Annotated in this window: 20 protein-coding genes; 6 read left to right on the top strand and 14 right to left on the bottom strand. The window is 57.8% G+C overall.

All coding sequences use genetic code 11. The features are described 5' to 3' along the window. Nucleotides 1-37: 37 nt before the first annotated feature. Nucleotides 38-805, bottom strand: a complete 768-nt coding sequence (locus tag Q674_RS23785) for a glutathione S-transferase N-terminal domain-containing protein (protein ID WP_031209690.1) — start codon at nt 803-805, stop codon at nt 38-40. A 249-nt stretch (nt 806-1,054) separates the two neighbouring features. Between Q674_RS23785 and dacB the strand changes: the two genes are divergently transcribed. After that, nucleotides 1,055-2,626 (top strand): D-alanyl-D-alanine carboxypeptidase/D-alanyl-D-alanine-endopeptidase, encoded by a 1,572-nt coding sequence (gene dacB / locus Q674_RS23780; RefSeq protein ID WP_011785666.1) that lies wholly within the window; start codon nt 1,055-1,057, stop codon nt 2,624-2,626. Between the two features lie 74 nt (nt 2,627-2,700). Here dacB and Q674_RS23775 read toward each other — a convergent pair whose 3' ends face one another. Together Q674_RS23775 and Q674_RS0120525 are read right to left on the bottom strand one after the other, a co-directional pair. Beyond that, complete coding sequence (locus Q674_RS23775; RefSeq protein WP_011785667.1) at nt 2,701-3,741, bottom strand: fasciclin domain-containing protein; 1,041 nt, start codon at nt 3,739-3,741, stop codon at nt 2,701-2,703. A 174-nt stretch (nt 3,742-3,915) separates the two neighbouring features. Beyond that, entirely contained in the window at nt 3,916-4,302 is a 387-nt protein-coding gene (locus Q674_RS0120525) for a DUF2798 domain-containing protein (protein ID WP_227501110.1), read from the bottom strand. 27 nt (nt 4,303-4,329) lie between these two features. On the opposite strand from Q674_RS0120525, the gene Q674_RS23770 reads away from it, so the two are divergent. Beyond that, nucleotides 4,330-5,196, top strand: coding sequence for a DUF6279 family lipoprotein (locus Q674_RS23770; protein ID WP_023007950.1), 867 nt, complete (start codon nt 4,330-4,332; stop codon nt 5,194-5,196). Between the two features lie 75 nt (nt 5,197-5,271). Here Q674_RS23770 and Q674_RS23765 read toward each other — a convergent pair whose 3' ends face one another. The 5 genes from Q674_RS23765 to Q674_RS23745 all read right to left on the bottom strand — a co-directional run bounded on the left by Q674_RS23765 (nt 5,272) and on the right by Q674_RS23745 (nt 10,339). After that, on the bottom strand, nt 5,272-6,042 hold the full coding sequence (locus tag Q674_RS23765) for an SDR family oxidoreductase (RefSeq protein WP_011785670.1): 771 nt from the start codon (nt 6,040-6,042) through the stop codon (nt 5,272-5,274). 14 nt (nt 6,043-6,056) lie between these two features. After that, on the bottom strand, nt 6,057-6,746 hold the full coding sequence (locus Q674_RS23760) for a histidine phosphatase family protein (protein ID WP_011785671.1): 690 nt from the start codon (nt 6,744-6,746) through the stop codon (nt 6,057-6,059). After that, nucleotides 6,746-7,810 (bottom strand): phosphotransferase family protein, encoded by a 1,065-nt coding sequence (locus Q674_RS23755; RefSeq protein ID WP_011785672.1) that lies wholly within the window; start codon nt 7,808-7,810, stop codon nt 6,746-6,748. Before Q674_RS23755 ends, Q674_RS23760 begins: the two co-directional genes overlap by 1 nt. A gap of 21 nt (nt 7,811-7,831) precedes the next feature. Beyond that, nucleotides 7,832-8,653 carry an SDR family oxidoreductase gene (locus tag Q674_RS23750; RefSeq protein ID WP_011785673.1) on the bottom strand — a complete coding sequence of 274 codons (822 nt, stop codon included), beginning with the start codon at nt 8,651-8,653 and terminating at the stop codon, nt 7,832-7,834. Nucleotides 8,654-9,127: 474 nt separating this feature from the next. Then, nucleotides 9,128-10,339 carry an acyl-CoA dehydrogenase family protein gene (locus Q674_RS23745; RefSeq protein WP_014420798.1) on the bottom strand — a complete coding sequence of 404 codons (1,212 nt, stop codon included), beginning with the start codon at nt 10,337-10,339 and terminating at the stop codon, nt 9,128-9,130. Between the two features lie 144 nt (nt 10,340-10,483). Between Q674_RS23745 and Q674_RS23740 the strand changes: the two genes are divergently transcribed. Beyond that, on the top strand, nt 10,484-11,386 hold the full coding sequence (locus Q674_RS23740; protein WP_023007949.1) for a LysR family transcriptional regulator: 903 nt from the start codon (nt 10,484-10,486) through the stop codon (nt 11,384-11,386). On the opposite strand, the gene Q674_RS23735 is transcribed toward Q674_RS23740, so the two are convergent. Further along, the gene (locus Q674_RS23735) at nt 11,380-11,736 is read right to left on the bottom strand and encodes a hypothetical protein (protein ID WP_023007948.1); all 357 of its coding nucleotides are present in this window, start codon (nt 11,734-11,736) and stop codon (nt 11,380-11,382) included. The genes Q674_RS23740 and Q674_RS23735 overlap by 7 nt on opposite strands. 23 nt (nt 11,737-11,759) lie before the next feature. Next, complete coding sequence (locus Q674_RS23730) at nt 11,760-12,524, bottom strand: EAL domain-containing protein (protein ID WP_023007947.1); 765 nt, start codon at nt 12,522-12,524, stop codon at nt 11,760-11,762. Between the two features lie 203 nt (nt 12,525-12,727). Here Q674_RS23730 and Q674_RS23725 point away from each other — a divergent pair, with 203 nt between their 5' ends. Together Q674_RS23725 and Q674_RS23720 are read left to right on the top strand one after the other, a co-directional pair. Beyond that, nucleotides 12,728-13,882: an isocitrate/isopropylmalate dehydrogenase family protein gene (locus tag Q674_RS23725; RefSeq protein ID WP_023007946.1), complete on the top strand. Its 1,155-nt coding sequence runs from the start codon at nt 12,728-12,730 to the stop codon at nt 13,880-13,882. Nucleotides 13,883-13,925: 43 nt separating this feature from the next. After that, nucleotides 13,926-15,185, top strand: coding sequence for an aspartate aminotransferase family protein (locus Q674_RS23720; RefSeq protein ID WP_023007945.1), 1,260 nt, complete (start codon nt 13,926-13,928; stop codon nt 15,183-15,185). Nucleotides 15,186-15,277: 92 nt separating this feature from the next. Here Q674_RS23720 and Q674_RS23715 read toward each other — a convergent pair whose 3' ends face one another. The 3 genes from Q674_RS23715 to Q674_RS23705 all read right to left on the bottom strand — a co-directional run bounded on the left by Q674_RS23715 (nt 15,278) and on the right by Q674_RS23705 (nt 17,360). Beyond that, the gene (locus Q674_RS23715; RefSeq protein ID WP_022990919.1) at nt 15,278-15,844 is read right to left on the bottom strand and encodes a DUF1439 domain-containing protein; all 567 of its coding nucleotides are present in this window, start codon (nt 15,842-15,844) and stop codon (nt 15,278-15,280) included. An 89-nt stretch (nt 15,845-15,933) separates the two neighbouring features. Then, nucleotides 15,934-16,125 carry a CPXCG motif-containing cysteine-rich protein gene (locus Q674_RS23710; protein WP_022990918.1) on the bottom strand — a complete coding sequence of 64 codons (192 nt, stop codon included), beginning with the start codon at nt 16,123-16,125 and terminating at the stop codon, nt 15,934-15,936. A gap of 8 nt (nt 16,126-16,133) precedes the next feature. After that, complete coding sequence (locus tag Q674_RS23705; RefSeq protein WP_011785682.1) at nt 16,134-17,360, bottom strand: pyridoxal phosphate-dependent aminotransferase; 1,227 nt, start codon at nt 17,358-17,360, stop codon at nt 16,134-16,136. Nucleotides 17,361-17,561: 201 nt separating this feature from the next. Between Q674_RS23705 and Q674_RS23700 the strand changes: the two genes are divergently transcribed. Continuing rightward, the gene (locus tag Q674_RS23700) at nt 17,562-18,542 is read left to right on the top strand and encodes a D-2-hydroxyacid dehydrogenase (RefSeq protein ID WP_023007944.1); all 981 of its coding nucleotides are present in this window, start codon (nt 17,562-17,564) and stop codon (nt 18,540-18,542) included. A gap of 166 nt (nt 18,543-18,708) precedes the next feature. Here Q674_RS23700 and Q674_RS23695 read toward each other — a convergent pair whose 3' ends face one another. Next, nucleotides 18,709-19,803: a fatty acid desaturase family protein gene (locus Q674_RS23695; RefSeq protein ID WP_023007943.1), complete on the bottom strand. Its 1,095-nt coding sequence runs from the start codon at nt 19,801-19,803 to the stop codon at nt 18,709-18,711. Nucleotides 19,804-19,840: the final 37 nt, after the last annotated feature.

Here is a 19,840-nt window from a genome sequence, read left to right as displayed (position 1 = left end):
TGGTGGCCGGATTAGCAGCCCCGGTTCCGCAAACTCGTCACCCGTAGGTTTTTTCCAGATAAGCAAGAATGCGAGCCGATTCAAACAGCCCCTCCCCGGTATTGGGATCTTCCAGATAGGGCACCTGCACCCGGCCGTGTTGTTGGAAAAACGCGTCCCGCTTGCCGCCCGGGATTGGCCGATAGGGGCCGGGTTTGATGCGCTGCCGGGCCGGTCCTGCTTCTGTCCAGTGTTCCTTGCCCAGATTATGCAAGGTGTACGGAATCTCGTTTTCGCAGAGTCGTTCCCGAATCAGGCGCGAGAACGGACTGCCTTCGAAACTCCACAAGTGAAGTCCCTGCTCAGGCCGCCGGGCTGGCCGCGCTCGCATTCCGCGAAGTTCACTGGCTCCGGAGCCCGCAGCACCGAGCGCCGCTTGCCAGGGACGGCTCTGGTAGTAGCGAGGCACGGAACGATTAGCATACTGGCGGAACAAATACTCGATAATCGCCTCGGATTCATACAGCACTTCGCCGGTGTTGTGGTCATGCAGCAGGGGAAACTGCTGTTTGCCCCCCAGGGTCTCGGCTTCCGGACGGAATACCCGACCACCCTTCGGGCAGGGTCGAATCTCAACGTCCAGATGCAATGCCGTCAGCACCTCACGAACACGTCGGCAGTATGGACAAGCTTCAATGTCATAGAGAACCAGCGGCTTCTCAGGTTGCGGAACAGCCTTGATAACCAGGCACCCGCGCCAGGCTGCAAAAGAGGAAGTGGCAACCGATTCCAGCACATTCACCTGATGCTTCAGCGTTTTTAACATGATCGTTCCCTTGTTTTCGTCATTTTCTGCATTGTCCCACAGGAGAATCTGTGCCCATTGGCCCGCTGGCCCCTGTGCTGGCGTCATACTAACTCACTGATTCTTCAGGCCACTTACTCGATGTCACAAAAACTCAATATAAACAAAGACTCTACTGCCATTTTTTAACGTCATGTATAGCTTTTCTGCATAGTACATACGCACAGAATGGGCTATTGTACAAAGAGAACACAACAACGGGTTCCGGTCATGAATACTCAGGGGTTGCAGGCAGGCAAAGGTCTTGCCACAGGCAGATTTGCGTCAGGAGCAGTGGCGCTGGCCATCGCGTTGGCCAGCGCCCCGCTCGGCCAGGCTTTCGCTCAAGAACAGACTTCTGCGGAAGAGGCCTTTGCCAGCTCCCGTCACTGGGCCAGCCAGATCCGAAGTTACGCCAGCAAATCCCTGAACAGCGATGAAGCTCTGAGTGTTGCCGTTATTCCCCTCAACGGCCCCGGCATTGAGCAGTATGTAAACGCTGACACACTGATGAGCCCGGGCTCCATCATGAAGCTGGTAACCACCTATGCTGCCCTGGAACTCCTGGGCCCTACCCACCACTGGAAGACCGATTTCCTTACAGACGGCATGATGGTGGGCGACAGCCTTGAAGGAAACCTCTACGTGCGCTTCGGCGGCGATCCCAAACTGACTCTGGAACGGCTCTGGAGCACCCTGCGTGAACTCAAGAGCATGGGCATTAACCGCATTGAAGGCGACCTGGTACTGGATGGCAGCTATTTCCGCGTCGACGGCGGCTTCCCGACGTTCGAGGATAACGGCGACAACCCCCACGCGCCCTTTCTGGTGGAACCCTCCGGCTATCTGACCAACCTGAATCTGCTGCATTTTCAGGTACGCGCCGATGAGCGTGGAACACAGGCCTGGACAACCCCGGATCTGGGCGAAGTCTCCATTGATAACCGGGTAACCGCATTACCGGAAGGTCCCTGCCCTGCTCGTAGCCGCTTTGACTGGGAGCCGGTATTTCATGAAAACCATCAGGTAACGGTTCGGGTAACCGGGCAGTTACCGCAAGGCTGCCGCAGCACCACCTACCTGTCTCTGCTACCGCACGAACGGTACTCCGCTTCCGTGATTCGCTCTGTGCTGTCGGACATGGGCATTATTGTCAGTGGCGGCGACCGCTTTGAGAATACACCGGAAGACGCACGGCTGGTCATGCGCGCCACCTCACCAGATCTGGTTTCCATGGTGCGAGACATCAACAAATGGAGCAGCAACGTCATGGCCCGCCAGATGCTGCTGACCATTGGCGCCGAGTTCCGCAAGGAAGATGACAAAGACGACCGGGTAGCCGGTATCCGCACAGTGTACGAATGGCTGGAAAATACGGGTATCAATACCGCTGGTATGGTGATTGACAATGGCGCCGGGCTAACCCGCCACGGTCGCATCACGGCCAGGCAAGGCGCCCAGATACTACAACAGGCCTGGGACAGCCCCTACGCTTCCGACCTGATGGCCTCCATGCCCATCATCGCCATGGACGGAACCATGGCGCGCCGGCTTCGCAACACCGGCATGGATGGCGAAGGCCGAATCAAGACCGGTTATCTGGAGAATGTTCGTTCAATCGCCGGGTTCACCCGGGACGATAACAACACCACCTGGGCCATTGTCGGCATGGTGAACAACGACCCGGCCTGGAACGGCCAGGCGGTTCTGGATCGTGTGCTTTATTCTCTGCATTTCCGGCCACCGGTGGGGATGACCCTATCCCAATCTGCCGATGAAAATCCGGCATCTTCTATTCAATAAGCCAGTATAAAAAGGCCGGCTACAACAGCCGGCCCAATACTCATGTTTTGAACAATGACACAGTAGTTCATCTACTAGTCGACGGTATAAATCACCTTATCAATCACATGAATCACGCCGTTCGACGCTTCAACATCGGCTTCGATGACGGTACTCCCCTCGATAATCAAAGCGTTGTTTTGGATGTCAACGTTCAAAGTGGTGCCAGCCAAGTTAGGTACTGTACCGCCGTTCGAAGCGTATGCAGTGAGAGAACCGACCGAACTGCCGACAATAATATGTTGCTCTAGAACTGTCGGCAGATTTTCATCTGCCAGCAACTGCTCTGGTGTGAGATTCAATTCCGATAGTAAATCCCCAAAAGCATCATCTGTCGGCGCGAACACAGTTAGAGTCGCATTCTCATTCAAAGCTGCCGCTAGCAACTCGGAAGCGCCACCAGTCTTAAGTGCCGCCAAAAGCGTTGTAAACTCGGCACCTTCTCCAGCCTCTGCAAGCGCCGTCACGATAGCCCCGATTGTTGCATCTGTATCACTGAGATCGCTCGGAGGCGGAAGCAGCACTTTGTCAATAAGGTGAATAACACCATTCGTCGCGTCGACATCAGGCCCCGTCACTCGAGACGTGTTGACGTACAGCACGTCTTCTCCGTTTTCCTGTGAAATGGACAGCGCGACGTTTTCACCATTCACGGTTGGAACGAGGTTTTGTGGGACCGGGCTTTGCGCGACGCTGATCGCAGCGGCAGCCTTCACTTCACCCACAGACGTTGCAAGGACATGGTAGGTAAGAACTGTGTTTAATAACTCTGTGTTGGCTAACAACTCTTCCGCCGTGAGTCCCAAGTCGTCCAACAGGGCTTCAAAGGCCGCATCTGTCGGTGCGAACACCGTTAACTGGTCATCGCCACCGAGCAGTTCCGCGATGGATGGATCGGCCTCAAGAACGGCAGCTTCCAGAATCGTCGTGTTTGCATTCTCAACAGCGATTTCCAGGATGCTTTGCGTGGCAGCCTCGGTAGTGCCGTTATCGTCGTTATCATCGTCATCAAGCCAACAACCGGATAGCATGACACTGCCCGCTAAAACCATGGGTAAAGCGTATTTTGCTTTCATTTTTCGTGCCTCGTCTGGAGGGTTGATTACCAGGTTAAAGTGGTTCGAACCTGCACTGATTCAGTCCCTGACCAGTGTCGAAAGCAAATTACGGTAAGGCGAGAGAAACGGATTTACAGTTTTTACATTACAGCGAACAATTGTAAGGTGAACTACAGCGATACAGTGCCTTTATCAGTCTGGCCGGCGTTCTTTGGAAAACAATCGGGCCATGGTCCAGTCCGCCATTTTGCCTGCCATTGGTGCGATAAAGCTGACCAGCGGGAAGGCCACTGTCCAGGCGACCGCAAATGCTGCGCTCCAGCGATGGGAAAATCCGTCAGTCAGGCCGGTGTTGATCAGGGTGATAATCCCGGACATCAACAGCGACATGATGCCGGACATATAAAAGGCAAAAACGAACTGGCGCACACGCGTTTGCTTGTAACTGGACATGCTTATCTTCCCGGTTTTGATGTATGGAGCAGTACCGAATCCAATCAGGCGCCCGCAGCGTAGGAAAAAGACAATGCTGCCGATCATAAGTTGCAACATCTTAGTGAGCATGCAACGTTTTTCCATACGGCTTTTTACCAAGGAGCACAGGTAATGGATGACTCAACGCCCCGAATAATTCGCGCCTGCTGGCTGGTCGGCCTGGCGTTGCTGATATTTCTGGAGGGCTGCAGTCAGACGCGCCTCGCCTACCGCTACGCCGACTGGGGCGTTGTCTGGTGGGTAGAGGATTACATTAGCCTGACCAGTGAGCAGGAAGTGCAGCTGAATCAGGATCTGGAATTACTCAGGCAGTGGCACTGCTCAGCCGAGCTGCCCCGTTACAGGCAATGGCTGACAGTCCTGAAATCAGATCTGGCGGAAGGAACGCCGAGCGAGGCCACGGTTCTGTTCCACCAGGAACAACTGATGGACTTCCTGCCCGATTTGTTGGAACGGGCCGCTCCGGTAGCCATCAATCTGCTGTCCTCGCTGTCGGATGAGCAGGTAGCGGAACTTGGCGAAAACATGGCGGAGAAGCAGCGGGAGCTGGAACAGGAAATGCTGGAGGGAACGTCCGCTGAAACCGCCCGGGCGCGTGCTGAACGGACTATCGAGCGTATTGAGCGATGGCTTGGCGACCTGAACCAGGAACAGCGGTCCATCGTCGAAAACTGGTCAGCGGATCGTGGCCAGCAAACGGAAATCTGGTTAGCGGGGCGGAAAAACTGGCAATTGGCATTGCTCGTCACACTGGAACAGCGACGCCAGCCCGGCTTTGCTGAACAGGTGAACGAGCTGCTGGTTCACTCAGAGCGCGCCAGAGGCGCCGAATACCAGGCTATGCTGGCCGAAAGCCGGGTGGCCATGGCCGGCTTGATGCACGACCTTCTGCAGGCTGGAGACACCCGGCATCAGGATCACCTGCTGGCCAGGGCCAGTGAGCTGAACGGAGATTTCGCAGCGCTCACCTGCAGCTAGAAACTGATCGCGATACCAACGAAAAAGGGCCGGCTGACTCCGCATCACCCGGCCCTTTTGTGTATCAGCCTGTTGTTAGACCGTCAGGTAACCACCATCCGCATTAATGCATGCTCCGGTAGTGTAGCTTGAGGCATTGGATACCAGATAGAGCACGGTACCCGCCATTTCATCGGGATCCGCCACACGCTTCATCGGGATATGGGCCATGGCCTGCTTCTTGATGGCCTCATTGGTGGTCAGGGCGCTGGCGAACTTGGTATCGGTCAGGCCCGGCAACAAGGCATTCACCCGCACATTCTGCTGGCCCAGCTCCATGGCGAAGGACTTGGTCATGGAAATCACCGCCGCCTTGGTCACCGAGTAGATGCCCTGGAAGTGGCCAGGGTTTACGCCGTTAACCGACGCCACGTTCACAATAGAACCGCCTCCGTTCTTCTTCATCATCTGAGCGCCACGGGCACACATGAAGAAGTAGCCGCGGATGTTCACGTCTACGGTTTTGTTGAAGGCACCTAAATCGGTATCTTCCACCGGCCCAAAGTACGGGTTAGCGGCAGCGTTGTTGACCAGGATATCCAGCTTGCCGTGCTCTTTGGCAATGTGTTCCCACACCGCTTCAATCTGGTCCATCTCACCAATGTGGCAAGCGAAGGCTTCGGCGCTGCCGCCGTCTTCCCGGATGCTGCTGGCCACGGCCTCACAACCGTCAATCTTGCGGCTACTGACAATCACGTGAGCACCGTAATGAGCCAGCGTGCGGGCGATGCTCTCGCCGATACCGCGGCTGGCGCCAGTTACCAGGGCGACTTTGCCAGTCAGGTCGAACAGGTTTTTGTTGCTCATGGAATTCCCTCAGCTTATCGGAATGTCACCAGGGCGGGGTCTTCCGCTTCCAGGTGGCTATAGTTGTTGAATACGGCCAGGCTGCGCCGGGGGCCGGAATACAGAATGCGGGACACGCTGGTGTTGGCGATTACATTGTTCATCTCCAGCGCCTTGCGGTCCGAGAGCTCCAGCAGGTGCTGGGCAATCACTGCAATGGGGCCGCCGGAGGTGGAGACGATCACATCAGCGCCACCGGCCAGCTCGATCAACTCATCCAGCGCTGCGCCGACCCGCTGCCGGAAATCGATCCAGGTTTCGGTGTATTCGTGGTCGTAATCGCCACTGACCCAGCGGGCCACGGCTTTCTCGAACGCTTGCTGGAAGGCTTTGGCTGGCTTGGGAAAGCTGGCCAGGTCCCGCGCCATTACCTGTTTATCCGCCCATTCCGGGCGCAGGCGCTCCACCACTTCCAGATGATCAAACTCGTTCAGGCCTTCCAGCACCTGCATATCCGGCAGGCTGACACCGTAACCGGTAGTGATCGCCTCCACAGTTTCCCGATGGCGCTGCAGGTTACCGCCAAAAACAGCACCCGGCTCCACCTTGCCCGCCAGCCAGCGGCCCAGAATCCTGCCCTGCTCCCAGCCTCGCGGCGAGAGCTGGTCGTAGTTTTCCTTGCCGAAACTGGCCTGACCGTGGCGCACCAGATAAATCGTGGCCATTACAGGGTGCTCTCGCTAATCAGGCGCTGGCACCGTTTCTCCAGATAGTTGGCGGCGTGGCCAAAGGCGGCGAAGCGTTTGTCTTTGGTCTGGCCGTGATAAAAGCGGTAGTAGATTTGCTGGATGATCACCGCCAGGCGGAACAGCCCGTAAATTTCATAAAAGTCGAACTTTTCCGCCCGGAAGCCGGATTTCTCCATGTAGTAGTCCACCACTTCTTTACGAGTCAGCATGCCCGGCCGGTGCGTGGGCTGGCGCCGCAGCATCTGGAACGGGCCTTCATCGTCGGCTTCGATCCAATAGGCCAGACTGTTGCCCAGGTCCATCAGCGGATCACCAATAGTGGCCATTTCCCAGTCCAGCACGCCAATCACTTCAAACGGGTTGTCCGGGTTCAGCACCACATTGTCGAAACGGTAGTCGTTGTGAATAACCACCTGAGCGATATCATCCGGCATCTTATCGTTCAGCCAGGCCATGACCTCTTCGAAGTCACCGACATCGTCGGTACGGGCCTTGCGGAAGCGGTCGCTCCAGCCGCCAATCTGCCGCTGCACGTAACCCGCGCCCTTGCCCAGCTTGTCCAGGCCTGCGGCCTTGGCGTCCACCGTATGCAGATCCACCAGCTTGTCGATCACGTTCAGGCACAGTTTGCGAGTGTCTTCGGCGCTCAATTCCAAATCCTTCGGGAAATCCTGGCGCAGAATGATGCCCTTCAGGCGCTCCATTACATAGAAATCACACCCCAGTACACTGTGATCGTCGCAAATGGCAACAATGTTGGGCACGTAGGGATAGACTGGCTTCAACGCCTCCATCACCCGCGCTTCCCGCAGCATGTCGTGGGCGGACTTGGCGATCTTGCCGAACGGTGGCCGGCGCAGCACGTAGGACTGGTCGCCATAATCCACCTGATAGGTCAGGTTGGACGCACCACCGGGGTACTGCTTGATGCTCGGCTGGCCTTCCAGGCCCGGAATGGCCTTCTTCATGAACTGGTCGACGGCGCTGATATCCAGCTCTTCGCCTTCACGGATGTCTACGGCCTGGTCGATCTGTGTCATTCAATCTCTCCTGTGATGTGTTCAGGCGTTCGCCTTGCTACCCATCTTGCTCATCCAGCGCTTGGTTTCCTGGTGCATCAGCCAGTCAAACGCCCAGGGGGCGTGGCGCTTGAGCATCCACATGCGGCGCTCTTTGGCGTGGGGCAGTACCCAGAAGTCTTTGTCTTTCACACTGCGGAAGATATCCTCGGCCACGTCTTCGGCGGTGATGCTGGAGCGCTTCATCAGCTTGTTCACGTTCTGTTGAATACCGGGAATATCCGAACGCATGGTGCTGGCCAGGTTGGTCTGGAAGAACGCCGGGCACACGCAACTGACGTGAATGCCGGAATCACGCAATTCCTGGCTGAGGGTTTCCGACAGGGCTATCACCCCGGCTTTGGAAACATTGTAGCTGTCCATCAATGGCGCCAGCATGAGCCCGGCCATGGAAGCCACATTCACAAACGCGCCGGAGCCTTGTTCCTTGAACAGCGGGGTAAAGGCTTTGCAGCCACGCACGACGCCCAGTACGTTGATGTCGAGAATCCATTCCCAGTCACCGATGGTGGTGTCTTCAATGGAACCTGCGGAGGCAACGCCGGCGTTGTTCACGACTACGTCCACTCCCCCCCATTTCTGGACCAGGTCATCACGGACTTTCTCGAAGTCGCTCAGGCGGCGTACATCGCATTCCACGAAATAACCTTCGCCGCCGGCCTGGTTCAGTTCCGCCTCAACGGCGACGCCCTGCTCCGGGTTAATGTCACCGATGCAGACTTTGGCCCCTTCTTTGGCATACCGCAATGCAATCGCCCGGCCCAGGCCACTGGCCCCGCCGGTTATGAATACTCTCTGTGTCATGTTCGTGCTCACCGTTTCTACGTTTGAGTTCGTTTTGTATTTTGGACTTCGCGTTCTTTATGCTTATGAGAAAGAGTTGGTGCCAGAGGGCCCTTTCCAAAAACCGCTACAAGCACATCCATGTGCGCTTCTCTCCGGCCATCCATGGCCTCCGAAATTTTTGGAAAGGGCCCTCTGGCACCAACTCCCATACTCTCCAGTATGCTGTTCAAAAGAAGAAAATTCTTTGGCGCACCGCTCGGTAACCCATTCGAGATCCACCTTGGCAAAACCACCAGCATTTGTTCAGGGAAGTCCCTCCCAAAAGTTGGATGTGGCCGTTGGGGTGGCGCTTCTGAAAATTTGTAGAGCCATGGATGGCGGAACACAAGCGCCACATGGACGTGCCGAAGGAGCGCTTTTCAGAAGCGCCACCCCAACGGCCACCCACTCCGAGCCAAGAGGCCAGAAGAGCCAAAGCACCCAAGCCCAAAATCAGGACTTATACTTCCGAAGCTCCAGGCGAGCCACCATGGCCCGATGCACTTCGTCGGGACCGTCGGCCAACCGCAGAACCCGAGCGTAACCGAACAATGCCGTCAGCGGGAAATCATCGTCGCTGACACCGGCCCCGCCGTGAATCTGAATCGCGTCATCCACAATCTGCTGAAGCATCTTCGGCACCACCGCCTTGATCATGGACACTTCCTGCAACGCGCCCATAATGCCCTTGGTATCCAGGGCCCAGGCACATTTCAGGGTCAGCAACCTCGCCTGTTCGATGTTCATACGGGCGTTGGCGATGATGTCCGGATTGCCGCCCAACTTGGCGATTGGCCGACCGAAAGCTTCGCGGGTCATGGCGCGCTTGATCATGATCTCAAGAGCGCGCTCGGCAGCCCCGATGGCACGCATGCAGTGGTGCACGCGGCCTGGCCCCAAACGGCCCTGAGCGATTTCGAAGCCGCGGCCCGGGCCGGCGATGATGGCGCTTTTGGGCAAACGTACGTTGTCGAACAACACCTGGCCGTGGCCGTATGGCTCGTCGTAGGCGCCAAAGACCGGCAGCATGCGCTCGATGGTGATGCCCGGGGCATCCAGCGGCACCAGCACCATGGAGTGTCGGCGGTGCTTTTGGGCATCCGGGTCGGTTACACCCATGAAGATGCCCACTTTGCAGTCTGGGTGGCCAATGCCGGTGCTCCACCATTTGCGGCCGTTGAGCACCACTTCGTCACCTTCTACGGTGGCGGTGGCTTCCATGTTGGTGGCATCGGAAGAGGCAACGGCCGGTTCGGTCATGCAGAAGGCGGAGCGGATTTCGCCGCTCAGCAGTTTCGGCAGCCATTCGGCTTTCTGTTCTTCGGAGCCGTAGTGGATCAGTACTTCCATGTTGCCGGTATCCGGCGCGTTGCAGTTGAAGATTTCCGGGGCGATGAAGCTGCGACCGGTTTCTTCGGCAATCAGGGCGTAGTCGGAGTTGAGCAGGCCACAGCCGTACTTGTCGTCAGGAAAGAACATGTTCCACAGGCCCTGGGCCTTGGCTTTTTCTTTCAGTTCTTTGATGATCGGCAGCACCACCCAGCGGTTTTCCTGAGAAGCAAGCTCCTTGTGATACTGCTCCTCAATGGGAAAAATCTCGTCGCGCATGAACTGTTTCACGCGCTTCAGGTAATCCTGGCCTTTCTCGGAAATATTGAAATCCATGGTGCAGCTCCTCGCGCTGGCCGCCCTGTCGGGGGCAATGTCGATCAGATGGGAATCAGTCTAGGAGCCAACGCGTTATTACGCGACTGAATTGTTCTTATCGTTTATCATTAACCATGCTTATTCAGAAAACGGAACCTCATCATGGCGCTGAATCGACCGGACCTGAACCTGCTGCATGTTTTCGACACTATCTATCGGGAAGGAAGCCTGACGCGGGCCGCAAAGGCTCTGCATCTGACCCAGCCTGCGATCAGCCATTCCCTGGCCCGGCTTCGGGATCATTTCAATGATCCGCTGTTTACCCGCCAGGGTAACCAGATGGTGCCCACCCCCCTGGCCCGACGGTTTCTGGAATCCATGCGCCCGGGGCTGAACCAGATCCAGAGTGCGGTGAATCAGTTTCACGCCTTCGACCCCGCCAGCCAGCGCAAAACCTACGCACTCGGCCTTCGGGATGTTCTGGAATCCACCTTCTTGCCCCAGCTGATTTCAAAACTGGCGCCCTATCCGGACATGGAGGTGCAGAGTCAGCGTGTCGCACGGCGTGATATGGAAACACAACTGGCGGCGGGCAAACTGGACTTTGCCATTGATGTGTTACTGCCGGTGAGCAACCAGACCAGCCATGAACTGCTCAGGCAGGACCGGCTGGTGGTGCTGGCGCGAAAGGGTCACCCGGTCATCGCGCAAGGGCTGGATATGGCCAGCTATCTGGAGGCGAGGCACATTCTGGTATCGTCACGGGCGGAGGGGCCGGGAATTGAGGATTTCGAGCTCTCCCGCCACGGCGCCCAGCGCACTATCCGCTTGCGCTGCCAGCATTACTACGCCGCCTGCCGTGTGGTGGAGAGTTCGGATCTGTTGCTGACGATGCCGGAAACCTACGCCCGGATCATTGCCCAGAATGCCGATATTGAGGTGCTGGCGCCGCCGGTGGAGATGCCGTCGATTGATGTTCACCTGTATTGGCACAAGGCCTATGAACAGGAACCCGCGCTGGTATGGTTCCGGGACTTGCTGCGTAATCTGCAGCAAGCTCAATAGGCGCCGACCAGCATCAGAAAGCCGAAGAAGCCAGCTGCGGTAATCGCCAGAGAAACCGCCACGATACCGAAGCCCCACCAGATGGCCGCGCCATCGGAGATGTCGACACCGTGACCACGAAGGGTGCGATAGAACGCCCAGGGGCCAAGCACGAACGCGCCGACCACGGCAAACACCAGGCCAATGGCGATTCCGGCGAAGGTCCAGGTAGCCAGCACAGTCGCGCGGTCCGAGGTCTGGTCGGTCACGCCGTGGTGTTCCAGAAACTTCTTGCAGAAGAACCAGACCAGGGCAAACAGGGCAGCCACAAAGACCAGGCCGCCGATCAGGGTAATCAGGCGATAGAGCACAGAAACATCCTGTTAAGGGTCAGTCAGTCGGGAAACACCGGCTCGGGCAGGCACTCGAATCCTGGTTTGGCGAACAGGTAACCCTGGTACAGGGCGATCCCTTGAGAACGGAGCCAGAAGTATTCTTCCGGCGTTTCCACGCCCTCCGCCACGATTCGGCCGCCAAGCTGGCGCATCATGGTGATGATACCTGAGACCACCGCCTGCTTGTTGGGTTCCGCATGGATGTTGCGAACCAGCCCCATATCCAGTTTCAGCAAATCCGGCGGGCTCGAGATCATCAGGTTGTAGCGGGAGTAACCGGCACCGAAATCATCAATGGCGGTGCTGAACCCCATGCTCTTGTAGGCCTCGATGATGGAGGTGAGGTGATCAACCGAGGTCATCTCCTCACCCTCTACCACCTCGAAGATGATCTTTCGGGTGTCGAAATTATAGGTCTTGGCCGCTGCCAGCGTGGTACGAATGCAATACTCCGCCTGGTAGACCGCGTTGGGCATGAAGTTGATGCTCAACATGGCCTGCATATCAAGCCGCGATGCCAGTTTCACCGCCTTGACCCGGCAGATCTGGTCAAACGCGTACTGGTTCTGGCTATTCACCTTATCCAGCACGGTCATGGCTCCTTGCCCTTCGGTTCCCCGCACCAGCGCCTCGTAAGCGAATACCGTTTTGTTTTCAGCATCCACAATGGGCTGGAAGGCAAAACTGAAGGAAAAGTCCAGGCCATTGCCACAGGCGCATTCGTCGCAGTGGGATTCATCAAAAAGGACAGCGGGTCTATTCACAGAAGCTCCGGGGCGGCTCGCTTGAAAAATGTTCGGGTGGAACTGTAAAAGAATCAATCACATTCCACTATAGACACCATCCGCAATCGGGTAAAACGAAAACTCGCTATACCACCTATCGTCGGGTGGCATCTGCGGGCTGCGGGTCTACACTGGTTTTGTTGTATTCAATCAGCCAAGCCGCACAGGAAGGAGGTTCGTGAATGGCCCAGACCACCCGCATTGCAGTAACACCCGGAGATGGTATTGGCCCGGAGGTGGTCGCAGAAGCCGTGCGCTGCCTGGAGACGCTGCGGGCGAAGCACAGCCTGCCGCTGGAATGGACCCGTTTCCCGTGGCCGTCCCACGCCTGGCATGAAGAACACGGCGAGTCCTGGCCATCAGATGCCCTGGAGCAGCTCAAGGCTTACGACGCCATATTGCTGGGCGCGCTGGGAGATCCGGGCCCCATGCACGACCCGGAGCGCTATCTGTTACCGGACAGCATTTCGCTCGCCCCCCTGCTGGAGATGCGTAAGGGCTTCGACCAGTGGGTGTGTGAACGCCCGGCACGGCTGCTGCCCGGGGCACGCCAGTATCTGAAGGATGAGCGCGCCAAGGACATCGATATGCTGGTGATCCGCGAGAACAGCGAAGGCGAGTACGTCAGCCAGGGCGGCCGTCTGCGCCAGGGATCGCCCGATGAAGTGGCCACCCAGATGGAGGTGTTCACGCGCCGGGCCACCGAGCGGATTATCCGGTACGGCTTTGAACAGGCTCGTAAACGGGCCGGCGACCGTATTCAGCAAGGTCGCACCCGCAGCTTCCGGACACTGGATGGCAAAACCTGCGAAAGCCAGGTGTGTCTGATCACCAAACGCAATGCCCTGCGTTACTGGGGTGATATGTATACCGAAGTGTTTGAGGAAATCAGCCGGGAATTCCCGGATGTAGCCACCCATCACGAACTGGTGGATGCCGCCTGCATGAAATTTGTCTCCAGCCCCTGGGCCTTTGACGTAGTCGTAGCCAGCAACCTCCAGGGCGATATTCTGACCGATCTGGCCGCCGTGATCTCGGGGGGCATGGGGGTAGCTCCGTCCTGCAACCTGAACCCGACCGACCCGGACATGCCCTCCATGTTTGAACCCACCCACGGTAGCGCGCCGGATATCGCCGGCCAGGGCATCGCTGATCCAACCGCCATGCTGTTTACCACCGCCCGCATGCTGGACTGGCTAGGCCGAAAAGATCCGTTGCTGGCCCAGGCCGGGCAGGAACTGTTTGATGCGGTGGCCGCGGATCTCGCAGAGAAAGGCTCTGAACAACGCAGCACCCGGGAAATCGGGGATGCTATTTGTAAACGCCTTGGGGCCTGACTAGGCTGCAAAAGAGGTATTCCATTCACTTCGGGAGGTGTCCATGACCGACCATAAAGGCAAACTGTCTCCCCTGCTCAAGCAGGCTACCGGCATCACCGCCGCCAAAGGCGAAGGTGCCTATATTATTGACCCGGAAGGTCGCCGTTACCTGGACTTTACCTCCGGCATTGGTGTCACCAGTACCGGGCACTGTCACCCGAAAGTGGTGGAAGCGGCCCAGAAGCAGGTGGCCACCATGATCCATGCCCAGGCCACCACGGTCATGAACCCGAGACTACCGGAACTGGCAGAAAAGCTCGGCGCCCTGACTCCGGACCCACTGAATGCCTTTTTCTTTTCCAATGCCGGCACCGAAGTGGCCGAAGGTGCCATCCGCCTGGTGCGCCAGGCCACCGGCCGCCCCAATGTGATCGTATTCCATGGCGGCTTTCATGGTCGCACCATGGGCTCACTGTCCATGACCACCTCCAGCGTGGGCCTGCGAGCCGGTGTCAGCCCGATGATGGGGGGTGTGGTCGTCGCGCCATTCCCCCACGCCTTCCATTACGGCTGGAGCCTGGATGAGGCCACGGACTTCTGCCTGAGAGAGTTGGATCGCATCTTCGTGACCTATTCCGCCCCCAAGGAAACCGCGGCCATGCTGATTGAGCCGGTTCAGGGCGAGGGTGGCTATGTGCCGGCCAACCCTCGTTTTATGCAGGGGTTGCGGGAGCGCTGCGACAAGCACGGCATCATGCTGGTGTTCGACGAAGTACAGGCCGGGTTCGGCCGCAGCGGCAAGTTCTGGGCCCACGAACACTTCGGGGTAACACCCGACGCCATCATGATCGCCAAAGGCCTGGCCAGCGGCTTCCCCATTTCTGCTCTGGCGGCTTCAGAAGAAACCATGGCCAAGGGCTGGCCGGGTTCTCAGGGCGGCACCTATGGCGGCAACGCTGTAGCGGCGGCTGCCGCCATAGCCACCATCGACGTGATTCAGGAAGAGGGCCTGGTGCAGAATGCCGATGCGATGGGCGAACGCCTGTGGGACAACCTGCACAGTTTGAAAAAAGACTACCCGGAAATGGCAGATGTTCGGGGCAAAGGCCTGATGGTTGGCGTGGAGATGCGCCGCGGAGACTGCCCGGACGGAGAACGCGCCGGCAAGATCCTGAAAGAATGTGAAAAGCGGGGGCTGCTGATGCTGCGGTGTGGCCCATACCAGGAGATAGTGCGCTGGCTGCCGCCGCTGATCGTCAACCAGCAACAGATTGACGAAGCCACCGGCATCTTCGAAGAGGCACTGAAAGCCACGGCCTGAGCCATAGGCCGGTACCAGCAAGCAGAAAGGCCGGGAGGAACGTCATCCACCCGGCCTTGTTGCTTCCACTGACCAGAAGGCAGGATTCGGTCTTACTGATCCGCCATCACAAACTCCAGTCGTCCCGGGGCTACCCGCACATCCATCGGTACCATCCCGAACATACGCTGGGCGAAATCGGTTTCATCCAGACGATACACCGGCATGGTTTCCAGCATCTGGGCCACCGCCCGCATGACATTGTCGGTGATGGGTGCCAGATCCCCTTTGAAGAAGGGCGAGTCAATCGAGCTCTCCAGCAACTGCAAGCGGCGGATATACACCGCTTTCTCCTGGCGGTCGTATACCGGCGCGCCCTCCACTTTCAAAGCGAGGTCCACGGGTAACTTGGCCATCAACGCATTCAGGGCTACCTGTCCACGCAGGTCGATCACCGCTACGTCCCGACCATCAGGTCCAAGGGTAATATCCGCGTCATCCAGGCTGAGACTGAGAGGCGACCCACTCTGCAGCTGTTTTCGATCAAACTCCGCCACCACATCCTTCAGGTGACCCTCAATCTCACCCTCGGAGATGGCGTAGGGCGAAAGGCTTGCGCAGCCGCTAGCCGTCAGCACAACGAACAGAGACAGCAGCCAGGCTTTGGCGTGATTCAACATGATTGGATTCCCTGCAAATTGGTCGGCTTTTATCCTGCGCCAGAGCGCCCTGCACCGCAACTGACTGGCATTAACGATTGGTCATGCGCTTACTCGTTTTCTGGGCGGGCATCCACGCTGACGACTCGCCCCTCTTCCAACTGGACAGTCAGAACAATGGGCTGACAGCACACCTGGCAGTCCTCGACATATTCCTGCTCAGGCACGGTCGGGTCGACGCTGATATCCAGCGTCTCCCAACAGTAAGGACATTGAATCAGGACGGATTCCAGAGCCGACATGTCAGGCCTCAGAACTGCTGTTTGGCCATCCAGGGGATGATCCGGTCAAAGGCCTCTTCCATACGCTCGCAGGTAGTGGAGAAGCTGAACCGCAAGGCGTTGGTGCAGTGTTCACCAAAGGCGTCCCCCGGCACCACGCAGACACCGGTTTCCTTCAGCATGCGCAAGGCCAGATCCGAACCATCCACGTGGGGCGGCAAGTCCGGGAAGGCGAAAAAGGCACCACCGGGCTTGTAGCCGGTCAGGTAAGGGGTTTGATCAATCAACTCGACAACCTTGTCCCGACGCTCCCGGTAAATATCCACCATGTCCTGAACGCATTGCTGGTCGGCCGTCAGCGCCGCCACGCCGGCAAACTGGGATGGGGTATTGGCCACTGAGGTGGTGAACATATGGTACCGGCGCAGGGACTTGATCGCCGCCTGGCTGGAAATGACCCAGCCCACGCGCAGGCCGGCCATACTGTAGGTTTTGGAGAAACTGCTGATGCACATGATGTTGTCCAGGTCCATGGAGCAATTGAGGACACTGGCAAAATCATCGTCATCAAAAATCAGGTGGTCATACACTTCATCGGCGTATACCTGGATGCCACGATAGGCGCACTCTTCCAGAATGGTCTCCACGGTACTGCGGGGATACACCGCCCCGGTGGGGTTGTTCGGGTTGTTCAGGATCAGCGCAAAGGTGCGGGAGCCCATGGCCCGAATTACATCGTCCGGATCCAGCTGGTGGTTGTTCTCGGCCCTCGTGGGCACAAACTTCACCTCACCCCCGGTCATCCGGATCAACGGTGCATATAGCAGAAACGATGGGTCGGTCACGATGAACTGCCGCCCGGGCGCCGAGGTGGCCGAAATGGCCAGATACATGGCTTCAGTAGCGCCGCTGGTCACCAGGATATTGTCACGGGTGAGCTTGCGGTTGTAGCGCTTGCCGTAGTAATCCCGCAGTGCAACCAGAAGCTCTGGCAGGCCGGCATCCATGGTGTAACCGGTCTGGCCGGCATTGAGCGCATCAATGTAGGCATCGATAACATGTTTGGGCGTTGGCAGATCTGGCTGGCCGATCGACAGATGAATCACATCCTTCATGGTGGATGCCATATTCACCAGGCGGCGAATCCCCGAAACAGGAATGGCCTGCATGGCAGGGTTCCAACTGGCCTTGGTCTTCCGGTACTTCACTTTACGCGGCTTGGTCTGGCCGGTGTCCTTGTTCGCGGATTCCGCCATAAGCACCTCCTGGGGGACAGGGCAAATAAAAGCGTACCTTTGCAGGTTAGTCAGGAAAGAGGGGGGGTACAAGCAAGCGGGACTAAAGGATAACCGAACCCCTGAAAAACCGGTTCCGGCTGCCTCAGGTTGACCAGCCCACAACCGCCAACCAGACTAGTAAGACAGTCGTTATTTGAGTGCACCATCACCGGAGGTTACATGACAGATTCACGCAAACCGGTCGTTACCGTTCTGACAGCACCGGGAGAACCGGCACCGCCGGGCATAGAGGCGGTCAAGGCCCGGGCTGAAGTGCGCTTTGCCTGCGACGAACCCACCCTGCGTGAAAGCCTGCCCGGTACCGATGTCATGATGGTCACGGACTTCCGTACCGAAGCCCTTGAAGCGGCGTGGCCCTGTGCTGACAAGCTGCAATGGATTCACGCCACCAGCGCGGGGGTGGATGCGCTGATGTTTCCCGCCCTGATCAAGAGCGATGTGGTGGTCACCAACGCCCGTGGCATTTTCGACCGCACCATCGCCGAATACGTGCTCTGTACCATCCTGATGTTCGCCAAGGATTTCCCCCGCTCCATCCGGCTGCAGATGAATCAGGAGTGGAAACACCGGGATACCGAACGGGCCGAGGGCAAACAGATACTGGTAGTCGGCGCTGGCTCCATCGGCCGGCAGATTGGCCGGCTGGTAAATGCCATCGGCCTGCACGCCCACGGTATCGCCCGCACTCCGAGGCGTGATGACCCGGATTTCGTGGCGGTGCATGGCAACGACGAGCTCTACGAGCAGCTCTCACATGCAGATTTCGTGGTGATTGCAGCACCGTTGACGCCACAAACCGAAGGCCTGTTTGATGCCAAAGCCTTTGCCGCCATGAAAAAGACCGCGCGCCTGATCAACATCGGCCGCGGCCCGATCGTCAATACCGAAGCCCTGCTCAAGGCACTCGACGATGGCGAGATTGCCGGCGCCGGACTGGATGTTTTTGAGGAGGAGCCCCTGCCCTCGGATCACCCGCTCTGGCAGCGGGAAAACGTGATCATGACCGCCCATATGGCCGGTGATTTTATCGGCTGGAAGCGGGCGCTCACCGATCAGTTCCTGGAGAACTTTGATCGGTGGCACAAGCGGGGCGAGCTGTTTAACCTGGTGAACAAAGAGCTTGGCTACGCCGGGAGTTAGTGCTCGGATTCCTTTGTCTGACACCGGATCGGCTAACCGGTAGGGCTTTCCAAAACACGCTCCTTCGGCACATCCATGTGACGCTTGAGCTCCGCCATCCCTGGCTCCGCACAGTTTTGGAAAGCCCTACCGGTCATCCGCTCCTACGAATATGCCGCCTTACTCACTAGACCTGATAGCGACTAGCTGCAGAGAACTGTACCTGTAACGGCAGCAAATCAAACACCCGGCTTTCATCATTAGGATCCACCAACTCCGTCGGAGATTTATAGACCCGCGGGGTGGTGTACAGCATCCTGAGCGCCGTGCCATGAGGCATGGCCATGTAGCGCTCCGGCTCGTTTTCCTCCAGCCACTTGCGAACCCTCGGCGCCATGTTGTGGGCCATTTTCGGAAAGAAGTGGTGTTCGATGTGGTGGCTGAAGCGGAAATGCAGTCGGTCCAGCACCGGATGGCTGCGCAGGCTCATGGAATTATCCAGCGGGTTATTGGTGGCTGTCTGCGGCCGCAGGAAGTGATTGGTGAGGATATAGCCCTGCCCCAGCGCATTGGCCACCATGAACGGAATCAGCACCGTAAACAGCGCGAGCGAGCCAGAAACCACAGCCAGCGCCAGCCAGCCCCCCAGGCACAGAAACACCTGCGCGATGGCCTTCCGGCGATCAAACCCCTTGAACTGCTTGCGGCGTTTCGCCTGAATCCACAGCACCAGCTGGGCGTGGAAGGTGAAGGAATAGGTCAGGAACAGATAGCTGTACCAGGTACCCGAACCCGGAGCCAGCTTGTGAAACTTCTTCTGGCCCGGGTTGGTCTTGTAACGACGCAGCGTGCCGAAGCTGTCCGGGTCCGTATCGCCGGTATTGGTGTTACCGTGATGCACGACATTGTGCCACTTGCGCCAGAACTCCGGCGGCACCAACAACGGCCCAAACCCCAGCCAGCCAAACACATTCTGCCAGCGCCGGCTCATGCCCAGAGCACCATGCAGCACCTCATGGGCTAGCAGTGCCTGGCAACCTATAGTATGCCCCACCAGCAACGCCAGCCCCAGATTGGCGTACCACGGCAAACCCGCCATCAGGATAACGGCCAGCCCACCCCAGATAATGGCCTGCAGAGGCAGAAACCAGATTACCCGCCAGGTCTGCGGCTTGAACGTGTCAGCGGGAAGTTCCTTTTTCATGCGATCCCGGAGTTCCCGTTCGTCCGGTTTTCCGAAAACCGCACTCACGCTTGTTTCGGGTTTCACTGCTGCGTTCATCTTTTACCTGTCCACATTTACGGTTGAATACACGCAC

Source organism: Marinobacter sp. EVN1 (assembly GCF_000475375.1).
Classification (GTDB): Bacteria; Pseudomonadota; Gammaproteobacteria; order Pseudomonadales; family Oleiphilaceae; genus Marinobacter; species Marinobacter nauticus.
This window is presented reverse-complemented; position numbering and strand designations above follow the sequence as displayed.